Origin of the sequence: Microcoleus sp. Pol17C6 (assembly GCF_036701145.1) — a bacterium.
GTDB lineage: Bacteria > Cyanobacteriota > Cyanobacteriia > Cyanobacteriales > Microcoleaceae > Microcoleus.
Window position 1 is genome coordinate 26,849 of record NZ_JAUBQH010000019.1, and the last position, 12,449, is coordinate 39,297.

The window sequence follows — 12,449 nt, forward strand, 5'->3', positions numbered from 1 at the left end:
TTTAGTCGATTCTATTGTACCTCATAACATCCGGAAGTGCTGTATTCTTCTGCACTCATCGATGGGCGATTGGGTAAGGCAACCATAATGCGATCGAAAATGAAGTATGTTTCTAGAATAGCTTGAAGAAAAAGCGATTAAAAGGGCGGGTTTTTGAGATTGTCAATTATTGCCAGATATTTTTCGTGAACCCGCCCCTACCTTATTAGGGCAATCGACCGGACATGATATCAGAGGTTTTGATTCCTCTGATTTAGATATTCCTCAAGCCTGCTGGGTGTGACGGGTTGTCAGCCCGTCAGGGACTCAATTCCTCATGTAAGTCACTGTAATTGATTAAGTGCGATCGTACCAACTTTGCAGCGCCAAGCGGTGAACTTCCCGCCAGCTAATATTTTTAAGTCGGGCAATTTCCGCGCAATCTTCGTATTCCGGCTGTACATTAACAATCGTTTCTCCAGACTTAGCAACTTTTATTTGCACTTCGCCGTGTTCTGTTTGAACAGTCTCGATTTTTCGGTGTAAAATAGTTCTCTGTTGAGTCGATCGCCTAATTCCCAGAGTAGTAGTTTCGCGAAAGATAACTGCTTCACAAGCATCCTGAAATTCGGGATGACAAATCGCCGTTAACAAAACCCCCAGCCGCGACTTTTTCATCACAATTGGGGCAGTAAAAACATCCAGAGCTCCGGCGGCAAACAAAGCATCAAAAACATAGCCGATCGCCTGCGGACTCAAATCATCAATTTGCGTTTCCAATACCGTAATAGTTTCTAGGGAATTGGGCATTGGGCATTGGGCATTGGGCATTGGGCATTGGGCATTAGTAGCCGTCTTTCTCCCACTCTCCCACTCTCCCACTCTCCCCCTCTCCCCTTCTGACTTCTCCCCAATCCAGAGGCGCAAAATATTAGGAATTGCCAGCATTCGAGAACCTGCACCCAAACCGATCGCCTGAATTTGCATCGGCGGTGGCGCGCCGAAACCGGAGGCGAGAGTACAGGCGATCGCAGTTCCCGTAGGAGTGCACAATTCGCGATCGATCCCGTTGCTATAAACCGGCACTCGGTGCGTTTCCCACAACCGCATCACCGCCGGCGTCGGCACCGCTAACTTACCGTGGGCCGCCTTCACCGTACCTGCACCAGTCGGCATCGCCGAAAAGTAAAATTCATCAATATCCAACCAATCCAAACCCAAACAAGTACCGACAATATCAATAATTGCATCCGTCGCCCCCACCTCGTGAAAGTGAACCTCGCTTGGCGGGATACCGTGTACGGCACCTTCTGCCTCTGCTAATTTGCCAAATACAGCCAAACTCCAAGATTCCACGCGCGGAGGCAATTTTGCAGAGACGATGATTTGCTCAATTTCGGGCAAATTGCGGTGATGAGTGTGGCTAATTTCGGCATCTTCTTCCCCGTGACTGTGAGAATGTTCTTCCCCGTGATGATGGTGGCGGCGGGCGTCGAAAGTCGGGGATTCCGTTTCCGAGGGATCGAGTTCGGTAGCGGAATTTTTGGATTTTAAGCACAAATCCGGAGCTAAATCTACATAAAATTTAGTTGCTTGTTGAGTATTCCGGTGGACTAATTCCGTCCGCAACTGGTACTCTGTCGAAATGCCGAGCAAATTGAGTTTTTCGATTAGGTAGTCTAAAGGAACGCCAGCGTGAACAAGAGCTCCGATGCACATATCGCCAGCAATGCCGGTTGGACAGTCAAAATAAGCTATTTTATTCATTGTTAACAATTAATTTTCAACATTGATTGTTTCACTCGATATTTCGATCGCCCACTTAGCCTGCAATATCTTAACATGGCAACTATTTACGAAGTGCATCCAGTTGCACCCCAAAGAGACCGGATCGAGAAGATTACAAAAGCTCTAAAAGATGGGGCGGTGATGCTTTATCCGACAGATACAGTTTATGCGATCGGCTGCGATCTCAACTCCAAGTCTGCGGTAGAACGAGTCAGGCAGATCAAGCAACTATCCAATGATAAGCCTTTAACGTTCCTGTGTTCCTCTCTGTCAAATATCACCGACTATGCTACAGTCAGCGATGAAGCATACAGAATTATCAAGCGGTTAATACCTGGGCCTTATACATTTCTGCTGCCAGCTACCAAGTTAGTGCCACGGTTGGTAATGAACCCAAAACGGAAAACCACTGGAATTCGCGTTCCCGACCAGCGGCTTTGTTTTACACTGTTGGAAGCCTTGGGAAATCCAATTATTTCAACATCCGCTCACATTACAACGGATGATGAAGGTGCAGCACCAGTGCCTGCATCTAAAGCAGAAAGCTTTGGCAAAGCTGAGCTGTTTGACTGTTTTTCAAAGCTAGTGGATGTCATTGTCGATGACGGTTCCGATCCGGGATATCAAGTTTCTACCATTCTCGATTTGACACAAAGCGAACCGATTGTTGTTCGCCGTGGTTTAGGTTCGGAAGCTGTCGCCGTTTGGGAAAAAGATTAAATTTTTAAGGGGCAGGTTAAGCGCCAAATTCGCCCACAACCAGCCCCATTTTTTCTTTCAAAACTGCTTTAAGCCTCTACCTTAACTCCTTTCCAAAAAGCAATATATCCAGCAATATTTTTAGCAGCATCTTTGGGAGTAGGATAGTACCACGCAGCATCTTTATTAACTTGTCCGCCGACTTCGACATTGTAGTAACTAGCAACACCTTTCCAACCGCAAGTAGTGTGAGTGCTGCTGTCCTTGAAATACTCACGGTTGATGGCATCGGCGGGGAAATAATAGTTGTTGTCTACAATTTCGCACTTGTCGCTCTCGGCCAAAACGGCACCATTCCAAATTGCTTTCGGCATCTGTTTTTCTGCTTAACTTGAGATTCTCAATTATTGTAACTGTATTTGTGCTCAAAAGGCATAGAATAGTTGAGAAGCCAACAACCAACTACTGCAAATGCCAGCGTCTAATCCGCCAATATCTTCTGTGCCTCTGCCCCTGGAACAAGCACTCAAACATTTTTTTGGCTATGACTCTTTCCGCCCGGGGCAGCAGGAAATTGTCGAAGCTGCTTTACAAAAACGGGATATGATGATTGTCATGCCGACGGGCGGTGGCAAGTCTTTGTGTTTTCAATTACCGGCATTGTTGAAACCGGGATTGACAGTGGTTGTTTCGCCGTTAATTGCTCTGATGCAAGACCAGGTGGAAGCTTTGCAGGATAATGGAATTGGGGCGACTTTTCTCAACAGCACTTTGAGCAGTCAGGAAACCCGATCGCGCGAAACTGCGATTCTCGAAGGTAAGATTAAATTGCTTTATGTTGCACCCGAACGCTTGCTGGGTGAGAGATTTTTACCATTTTTAGATATAGTAGCAAATAAGTTAGGAATTTCGGCATTTGCGATCGACGAAGCCCACTGCGTTTCGGAATGGGGGCACGACTTTCGACCAGAATACAGGCAAATGCAACGAGTGCGCGATCGATATCCCGACATTCCCATTATGGCACTAACAGCCACCGCCACCGAGCGCGTCCGCCAAGACATTATCCAGCAGCTAACTCTGCGAAATCCCTACATCCACGTCGCCAGCTTCAACCGCCCCAATTTATACTACGAAGTTCGCCCCAAAACCAAACACAGTTTTGCCGAAGTTTTGCAAATTATCCAAAAAAAAGGCGGTTCGGGAATTATCTATTGCCTCAGCCGCAAAAAAGTTGATGAAGTTGCCTATAAATTGCAACAAAGCGGTATCCAAGCCTTACCCTACCATGCCGGAATGAACGATGTCGATCGCGCAACCAATCAAACCCGCTTCATTCGCGACGACGTGCAAGTAATGGTAGCCACAATAGCCTTCGGTATGGGCATTAACAAACCCGACGTGAGGTTTGTAATTCACTACGACTTGCCCAAGAATCTAGAAGGATACTATCAAGAATCAGGCCGCGCAGGCAGAGACAACGAACCCGCCCATTGCAGCTTATTTTTCGGCTACGGCGATGTCAAAATGATCGACTACATCATCGAGCAAAAACCTGATCCACAAGAACAACGAATTGCCCGCCAACAGTTGCGTCGAGTCATCAACTATGCAGAATCCACCGATTGCCGTCGTACAATCCAGTTAAGTTATTTTGGCGATTCATTCCCCGGAAACTGCGGTACTTGCGATAACTGTTGCAACCAAAAACCCGTAGAAGATTGGACGATTGAGGCAATGAAGTTTCTTTCTTGCGTCGCCCGCTGCCAAGAAAAATTCGGCATGAATCACATCATCGACGTGCTGCGCGGTTCAAAGAATCAAAAAATATTGCAATACCAGCACCACCAACTTTCTACTTACGGAATTGGCAAAGATAGAAGTGCTGATGAATGGAAAAAACTGAGTCGTTCGCTGTTAAATCAAGGTTTTTTAGACGAAAAAACAGACGGGTTTCCCATTTTGAAACTGAATGAAAAAAGTTGGGAAATTATGAAACGTCAGCGCAAAGTTGAAATCGCCATTGAACCCCAGCGGGAAGTACAGGGAAAAGTTCGTTCTTTGGCAGTAGAAGTAGAAGCTTTATTTACCATACTGCGGACGCTACGCAAACAAATTGCCGACGAACAATTTGTGCCACCTTACGTAGTTTTTGCGGATAAAAGCTTGCGAGACATGGCAGAAAAACGCCCGCAAAATCTCACAGAATTCGAGGAAGTTTACGGCGTTGGCAGCAACAAGCGAGATAAGTACGGTAAGGTTTTTTTGGAGGCAATTCGCAATTTTTGCCAAGAACAAGGATTGCCAACTGCCGCTGCATCTTCTGCGGCAGCGAATCTTCCCAATCTTGCTAACGTTGCGTCTTATTCGCAGATGCAAACCTGGGAATTATACCGACAAGGTTTGACAGTTCAAGGAATAGCTAATGCGCGGGGTATGAGCCCTAATACTATTTCTGGGCATCTGATAGAATTGATGGAACTGGGCAGGGAAATTGATATAAATTTGTTGGTGGAACCGGAACGCCAGCAGGCGATAGTGTACGCAATTGAAGTTATGGGGGATGAGAAACTAAGAGCCATTTATGATTTTTTAGAAGAACGTTATACGTTTGAAGAGATTAAGTTTGTGCGCGCTTGGTGGCGGCAAAATTATGTAGGTTTTTAACCGCCGATGTAGGCTGATGAACGCTGGTGGACGCAGATAATTAATAGAGAGGAGGGAGAAATGAAAATTAAAAAAGTAGCTTTTTGGGATAATTTACGAGAGTGGCGTTTTGAACCGATATATTTTTCCAATCTGGCTTTATTAGTTGGCGTGTCTGGTGTCGGCAAAACACAAGTTTTGCAAAGAATTGTGAATTTACAAGAGATAGCTAACGGTGATTCATTAAACGGTTTGGCATGGGACGTTACATTTTCGACACTAAATAATGTAGAGTACCGCTGGCAAGGCGAATTTGAAACAAAAAAAAATCCAGGAATAATTACTAATGAGGAAGACGAAATTAATAAATTTAGAATTGTTCGAGAACATCTACTGAAAGAGGAAAAGGTAATTATAGAAAGGACACCTAATGAAATTTTATTTCAAGGCAAACAAACTCCAAAATTATCGCCGTTTCAAAGTGTAGTTGAAATTTTAAATCAAGAAGAAGAAATTTCACCTGTTCGGCAAGCTTTTAACAAAATAACTTACAGTGATAATTCTAGTTCACTTAATGGCATTTATGGTATGCCGGAAATAGAAATGTCAAAAATACTGCAAGAAAATATTGAATTAAATAGTATTCAAGAAAGTAATATGTCAATCTCTATTAAACTATTTTTGATTGCTCACAATAATCCCGATATTTTTGATAAAATAAAGCAGAAGTTTATCGCTACTTTCCCTCAAGTTGAGGATGTAAAAATAGAAGCTGTGAGATATAAAAATGATCCTTCTCATCCTCTTTTTCCTATCCAAATTAAAGAAAAAGGAGTTAAGGATTGGATTTTTCAATTTAACATTTCTTCGGGAATGCGGAAAACTCTCATTCATATTAGCGAATTGTACTTGTCGCCCGAAGGCACTGTAATCCTGATTGATGAGTTTGAAAACAGCTTGGGAATTAACTGTATAGATGTTGTGACAGATTTGATTGTAGAAAATAGAAATATCCAATTCATTCTCACCAGCCACCATCCCTACATAATCAATAATATTGGGATGGAACACTGGAAAATAGTCACTCGCAAAGGTGGGGTTGTAACTGTGATAGATGCTAAAGATTTGAATTTGGGAAAATCTAGGCATCAAGCTTTTATGCAACTGATTAATCTTGAAGAATATAGCGAAGGAATCAAAGTTGAATGAATCTGTATTTTTTGGTTGAAGGAACACAATCGGAGAGAAAAGTTTATCCTGCTTGGCTGGCTTATCTTTTACCGGAATTGCAGCGAGTTGACAATTGCGATGATGTGAAGGAAAAAAATTATTACTTGATTAGCGGTGAAGGATATCCTTCGTTATACAATTTTATCCCGCCTGCGATAGCGGAAATCAACTCAAACGGAAAATACAGCTATTTTGTAGTGTGTCTGGATGCCGAGGAAAATACTGTTGCCGAACTTACAACTGAAATTGATGATTTTTTAAGTCAGCAAAAATTGAAATTAAACAATGCAGAACTTGTACTGATATTTCAGAATCGCTGCTTGGAAAGTTGGCTGCTGGGCAATCGCAAGATTTATTCTAGAAATCCTCAAAACAAACCTTTATTAGATTATACTAAATATTATGATGTTTCAGTTAACTGTCCTGAAAACATGGGAAAATATCGAGATTTTAATACTCACGCTCAGTTTCACGGAGCTTATTTGAGATTGTTATTTGAAGCTAAAAATATTACCTATTCTAAGAAACGACCTGGAGATGTTCTCAAGCAATTTTATTTAGAACAGCTATTGGCAAGAATTCAAGTTCACCCAGAACAACTTACTACTTTTCGACATTTCATGGATTTTTGTAATATAGTTAAATCCAAATTACAAAATTAAATGGCAACAATTATACGACTTATGTAGAACCTCTATATGTAGGGTTCCATGTACACCACACCTTAGCGCTATAAGTAGCGCGTCAAACCACTTAGGCTTCTCTGTGCTCCGCGCGCTACCTACACTTTAGAACTGTACAATAAATAGTTGACTTCGTTCGCCAACCATTCGTTAAACAGATTGTGCAAGATTTCTTGATACCGTTCAGGGGTTAATTCCGCCGGGAGAAACTTTTCAACCAGGAACAAGTGATATCCTAGCTCTGTTTCAATTGGACGAATCACTTCTCCGGGTTTAGCGCTAAATACGGCGACGGCTATGTCTGGTTTTAAACCCCACCGATAAACCTTGCCTTCGCAACCGCATATATGCCGACGATTTTCGTCAATATCGTAAAGATGAGCGGCATCAAAAAAGCTGATTTCTCCTTCTTGAATTTGATAAAATAGTTCCTGAGCAAGCTGGCGGTTGGCAACAATTATTTGATAAAGAATTATTTGGTCGAATTGCAGTTTGTTTTGAACAAAAATCTTTTCTACTTCTTTGCTAAACAAGTGTTCTGCTAGTTTTTGGCTGAGGAGCCGATCGCAAATCCCGGCTTCTAAATCTTCTACAGAAATCATCTGATCGACCAGCCAAGCAATCGTGTCCGCCGCTTTCTCCAAACGCTTCTCGCGGCGGAGTTGGTCGCCCACAGCTTGAATTTCGTCGGGAGTCACAGTTAACCCCCGTTCCCGGGCGGCTTTCTCAATAACTTTTTTCTGCAAAACCTTTTGACTAAATGTTTTTAATTGCATCTCTTGTCTGAGTTGTTCGATGATTTCACTTGCTTCAATCAAGGGTCCGTAAAAGTCCTTCATGTTTCTCTCTCAACCTATATAACTTTATTAACTTCATCCCCCGACGCTTCCTGCGGGGTAGTTGGGGTTAAGGGTTAACGGTTAGCTACAAGATGTTATTTGGCAAACTAATAAAATCAGCATTGCTCAAAGTTGTTGCACCCGCGGCGTTAACTGTTCCCAAAACAACAGCTAAAATTCGATCGCCATTATTTGAACTAAACTTGAGCACAGTCGCGTCTGTCGTACCGTCACCATCCGTATCAAACGCGACGAGTGTCAAGTCTGTTACCGAAATTCCCCCTATCAGCCCAATTCGATCGCCTTGAGCAGGATTAAAATCAACGACTCGATCGGCTAACAATGGATTAGCTGCTGCACTCGCTGTTTCGGGTTGAAATGCAAAGGTATCAGCGCCACTACCTCCAATCAATGTATCGGTGCCGAAGTCGCCACAAAGAAAATCGTCGCCGTTGCCGCCAATTAGCAAATCTTGACCTTTCCCTCCCCGCAAAGTGTCGTTTCCATCGCCTCCATCGATCGCATCATCACCTCTGTTAGCTTGGACAATATCGTCGCCGCTTCCTGCAAAAATTCGATCACTCCCGCTATCGCCAGTAATCACATCGCTGTCGTTGGTGCCCAGCCAATATCCGTCGCCCTTGCTGTCGATCGTACTCTCGTCGCCAGTACCCGTACTGTCTGGAGAGAAATTAGATGGACTTGAATTGCTAGAAGTGCCACCAGTCACGGGGGTGAACGTTGAACCGTCATTATTTGACGGTGTGGGTGTTGGCGCTGTGGGTGTTGGGGCTGTGGCGTTAGTAGTTGGGGGCGCCACTGTAGAAGCACTCGCTATCGCGCTGCCACTGCTAGATGTAGCCCCCACAGCGTAAGCAGTCTCACTACTTGTACTGCTTCCCATCGGGGAAGTTGCTGTCGCGCTGCTGGTACTGCCTGCACCGCTGTTATCTACAAAGGCACTAGATGTGCTGGAACTACTGCTGCTGCCCGCACCAGGGTTATTCGCCACCGAATTCAAGGTGTTTAAACTATTGCTGTTTCCAACAATATTATTTAAGGGCTCAGGAGCTAATGAATCGAATGGAGGCATCGCGATTTATCTCCTTTTACTTGTATGTAAAGACGAAAATCACTTGCACGAGCGCCGACATTGCGAATCTCAATAAATGCCCATGTAGGATTTTAAAGAGTGTGAAACAATTGCTTTTGACTTCAGACTAAAGACTGAAATGTTTTTAATAAATGAACCTTGGTGCATCCAGAAAATAGGACAGGAAAAAATTGTTAACAATACCAATCTGGGCGATCGGTACTGATTGCCAATGGCATTTGATTTAGCCATCACCATCACTCTCAAAAGGCTTGTATAAATTTAAACTGCACCTTCCTTGCACTCGCCCGTACTCAAAAAGTATTAAGGCGGACTGCTAAAGATGAGCAAAAACCGTGTTTTATGGCGATTTACCTCAATATATCTGGACTAATTAGAGGTATGTTGCCAATTTGGCAGATTTGTTTGAAATTATATGACTTACGCAAGTTTTCAATTTTTACACTCTTTTTATCCGGGCGCACGCTTGCTGGTGTTGAGGCCCGATCGACACACCGCTGCTCCCGTTCCTGAATTGTGATTAACAGAGCGGGGTTTGGCAGCAGTTTGAGGACTGTGGTTGAGCGGATCGGAGGGGACTTGGAACGGCCGTTGGAGGGGCTTGCATCAGCCGGGAAGGCGACGGATTTAGCCGATTTGAATACGATCGCGATCGAATGGATGGGGAGTCATGGCAGGTGCAGGGCGATCGCGATCGCCCTGCACCTGCCATGATGCGGAAGTAATTAGAATTGGCATTCAGCGAGTTGGGGCGATCGGCTCTTTCCTCGGCCAGAAACCGCTCGTACCCGTGATGAAGTGGTCAATCATTAAAAGCTAAAAAGGGCTTAAGCCTTTACTACAAGCCATCACAGTTAGTGTGGCAAGTCCATCGCCTTTACAGTAACCGTCTCATAAGCATAGTTTGCTCGTGTTCCTGAATTAATTTTTATTTTCACTTTATCAAAGCCTGCGTAGTAAACACCAACACCAGCTAGAGGGTCAGTGCCCATCGCTATAGCTGTTCCCGTACCCGTTGCTTTCGTAACTTTGCCTTGGTTTCTAAAAATAATGTCTATAGCAGTCAAAGTGTTTCCACTGTCTACTGATGAAAACGCATCTAATCCCAATGCAGCACCACCTAAAATCAACTTGTTTTCTGCAACATTTTCGATGTAGGACAAATCATATATCAACATAAGGTTCCTCCTTTGTAAACTAATCAAAACTCATTTGTGGACTAAGCAGGTATGGGAGTTTTTCGCTCGCAGGTACTTGCAGTTTGATATTCACCTTGTTCTTGCAGCACCAGATCCAAATTATAGTGAGCCTCTGCTAAATCTGGTTTCATAGAGATGGACTGGCGATAGTAGGCGATCGCTGTTTTTAAATCGCCTACTTGTTTACATTTCGAGCCTAAATCATTGTTCATTGCCGCGTAATGAGCTTGTTTCTCTAAGGAGAGCTTTCCTTGAGCATGAAGTGCATTGGCTAAGTTAACCTCAGCTTCAACGCAATCAGGCTTTAGTTCTAGTGCTTTTTGATAGTAGGCGATCGCATCTTCCCATTTGCCTTCCTGCTGTAGAGCATAGCCAAGGTTATTGTATGCGGCGATCGCATCAGGCTGTAGAGCTAAGACTTGATGATAGGTTTCTATCGCCTCGGATAACCGATCTTGAGTTTGATATAAATTCCCCAAACCAAATAAAGCCTTGATAGAGTTTGGCTGCACCTGAAGCAGGTTTTTCAGTAAATTTTCTGCAGTTTGGTACTCGCCTTTTTGCCTCATCAACACCCCCAGTCCATAGAGTGCTTCTGGGTGATTTGATTGAGCTTTCAGAATCTGATGGTATCGCTGCTCAGCTTTGGTGAGTCGGTTCAATCGATGATATCGAACAGCGATCTGAAGTGCTAAAGAAATAACATCCCTAACATCCTGTTGTCTGTTCTGACCATTCTTGTATGTGGCTACGATATGCTGAATGTGGCGATCTTTAGCTCCAAAAGAATACTTATATTCCTCATTCCCCGTTAAAAAGTCGTACACTTTAAATCCATTTTGAATCGCGTATCGGAGCGCATCAGCATGGAGGATAAGCCCAGGTGGAGGATTTTTAAAGGTTTGATCGCGACCTGTAATCACAAATAGCATGGATTTTTGCTGAAAATCCACAAAGTTGGCGATCGCCCCTAAAGGTCTGTCTCCTTTCCACAGAACCGAAAGATACAGACAGTTATTTTCAAAACAATGACGTAAAATAAGGCGATTGTAACCCAAAATCACCTCACAGGTATCTCCTTTTTGCTTTTTCCATCTGGACTCCCAGAAATTGAGTAGTATCTCAATATGAGATTCCAAATTGTCTGCGTCAACTTGGGTGATATAAAACTCGTTAGAGCTGTCAACTTGCCTTAAAAAGCGTCTTATTTTTTGGCGAGTATTGACACCGACGTAGTTTTGCAGATATTGCTCCCAGTCATCTGGTAATGAAACATAAGGAGCAAGATAAATATCGGGTTCTTCTTCATTCACACTTTGAATGCGGAGTTGACGGAGTTCAAAACTATCGGCAGAGAAATTACTCAAGAATAGAGACATCCGTGTGTCGGTTTCTAGAATACTTTTTATATTAAAACTCGACCATACTAACTTTTGCTGGATGTAAGCAGCAAAAGCAGGAATTACTTCTGCTTCATAACCAGGCAGACAAATAAGTCCTGTGTAATCTGCCATGCTATTTCCGGCCATGCAGATTTCAGTTTCAAAGCCGCCTCCATCCTGGTGGGTTAATAAAATTTTTAGAGGAAAAAAAGCCACATAGGATGAATCATGGGTATCTGGTTTGGCAGCTAATATGAACCACGGCTCATACACCATCTGCAACCATCCAGATAACCAAATCCAGGATAGGAAGAACTGAGCCTGATGATCTGCAGCGTATACAGAATTCCAATTTTCTCTAATTTTATTAAATGTTTCAAAATTATCAATTTTCTCAATCTGCATATGATTTTTTCCCTCACCAATTATACTTCCCATATTTGTCGATTAAGACTAGATTCTTCTAATCCTCCTGAGAGGATGTCTAACAAGTATCTTGTGCAACATTAAAATCGCAGTATCGATCATCTTCCTATCGGGTGAGACTATTAACGCCCAAAAAATGAAATAGAAGTACTGCGAATTGTAGATGAAGCACTTTGGTTTCCAGTCCTTGCATAGGCTGTGGCTGTTGCATTGGCTTTACTATACTCAAGACTACCCAAGTCTTTAACCGTTGTGTTGGTTATAGTATTTGTATAAGTTTGATTACCAATGGCAAATCCACCTGCAACAGCGATCGCATATCCAGGCTCTGCTTTTGTTGTGGCGAATGTATCCGCGTAAACATTGCCACCACCTACTATAGCTGTGCTTTCGTTAATGGGTTCTAAATAACTTAAGTCAGAGATAATTAAGCAATATTTCATGGCAGTATCAAGAGAACTTTT

Annotated in this window: 12 protein-coding genes; 5 read left to right on the top strand and 7 right to left on the bottom strand. The window is 43.2% G+C overall.

What is annotated here, in order from left to right:
- Positions 1–336: 336 nt before the first annotated feature.
- On the bottom strand, positions 337–1,746 hold the full coding sequence (gene larC, locus QUA25_RS11865; protein ID WP_333037858.1) for a nickel pincer cofactor biosynthesis protein LarC: 1,410 nt from the start codon (positions 1,744–1,746) through the stop codon (positions 337–339).
- A gap of 75 nt (positions 1,747–1,821) precedes the next feature.
- Between larC and QUA25_RS11870 the strand changes: the two genes are divergently transcribed.
- On the top strand, positions 1,822–2,487 hold the full coding sequence (locus QUA25_RS11870; protein ID WP_333037860.1) for an L-threonylcarbamoyladenylate synthase: 666 nt from the start codon (positions 1,822–1,824) through the stop codon (positions 2,485–2,487).
- 68 nt (positions 2,488–2,555) lie between these two features.
- On the opposite strand, the gene QUA25_RS11875 is transcribed toward QUA25_RS11870, so the two are convergent.
- On the bottom strand, positions 2,556–2,840 hold the full coding sequence (locus QUA25_RS11875; protein ID WP_333037862.1) for a DUF427 domain-containing protein: 285 nt from the start codon (positions 2,838–2,840) through the stop codon (positions 2,556–2,558).
- 97 nt (positions 2,841–2,937) lie between these two features.
- On the opposite strand from QUA25_RS11875, the gene recQ reads away from it, so the two are divergent.
- From recQ to QUA25_RS11890, 3 genes are read left to right on the top strand one after another with little or no spacing between them, the layout of a single operon-like run.
- Positions 2,938–5,133 (top strand): DNA helicase RecQ, encoded by a 2,196-nt coding sequence (recQ, locus tag QUA25_RS11880; protein ID WP_333037864.1) that lies wholly within the window; start codon positions 2,938–2,940, stop codon positions 5,131–5,133.
- A gap of 60 nt (positions 5,134–5,193) precedes the next feature.
- Positions 5,194–6,321 carry an AAA family ATPase gene (locus tag QUA25_RS11885; RefSeq protein ID WP_333037866.1) on the top strand — a complete coding sequence of 376 codons (1,128 nt, stop codon included), beginning with the start codon at positions 5,194–5,196 and terminating at the stop codon, positions 6,319–6,321.
- Complete coding sequence (locus QUA25_RS11890) at positions 6,318–7,004, top strand: hypothetical protein (RefSeq protein ID WP_333037869.1); 687 nt, start codon at positions 6,318–6,320, stop codon at positions 7,002–7,004. Before QUA25_RS11885 ends, QUA25_RS11890 begins: the two co-directional genes overlap by 4 nt.
- 119 nt (positions 7,005–7,123) lie before the next feature.
- Here QUA25_RS11890 and QUA25_RS11895 read toward each other — a convergent pair whose 3' ends face one another.
- Positions 7,124–7,864 (bottom strand): peptidylprolyl isomerase, encoded by a 741-nt coding sequence (locus tag QUA25_RS11895; protein ID WP_333037871.1) that lies wholly within the window; start codon positions 7,862–7,864, stop codon positions 7,124–7,126.
- Positions 7,865–7,949: 85 nt separating this feature from the next.
- A complete protein-coding gene (locus tag QUA25_RS11900; RefSeq protein ID WP_333037873.1) occupies positions 7,950–8,957 on the bottom strand; it encodes a calcium-binding protein in 1,008 nt (335 codons plus the stop codon).
- Between the two features lie 537 nt (positions 8,958–9,494).
- On the opposite strand from QUA25_RS11900, the gene QUA25_RS11905 reads away from it, so the two are divergent.
- Positions 9,495–9,692, top strand: coding sequence for a hypothetical protein (locus tag QUA25_RS11905; RefSeq protein WP_333037874.1), 198 nt, complete (start codon positions 9,495–9,497; stop codon positions 9,690–9,692).
- 140 nt (positions 9,693–9,832) lie between these two features.
- On the opposite strand, the gene QUA25_RS11910 is transcribed toward QUA25_RS11905, so the two are convergent.
- From QUA25_RS11910 to QUA25_RS11920, 3 genes are all read right to left on the bottom strand, one after another.
- Positions 9,833–10,156 carry a hypothetical protein gene (locus tag QUA25_RS11910; protein WP_333037876.1) on the bottom strand — a complete coding sequence of 108 codons (324 nt, stop codon included), beginning with the start codon at positions 10,154–10,156 and terminating at the stop codon, positions 9,833–9,835.
- A 41-nt stretch (positions 10,157–10,197) separates the two neighbouring features.
- Positions 10,198–11,964: a GNAT family N-acetyltransferase gene (locus QUA25_RS11915; protein WP_333037878.1), complete on the bottom strand. Its 1,767-nt coding sequence runs from the start codon at positions 11,962–11,964 to the stop codon at positions 10,198–10,200.
- A 143-nt stretch (positions 11,965–12,107) separates the two neighbouring features.
- On the bottom strand, positions 12,108–12,428 hold the full coding sequence (locus tag QUA25_RS11920; protein ID WP_333037880.1) for a TonB-dependent receptor: 321 nt from the start codon (positions 12,426–12,428) through the stop codon (positions 12,108–12,110).
- Between the last annotated feature and the right edge of the window lie 21 nt (positions 12,429–12,449).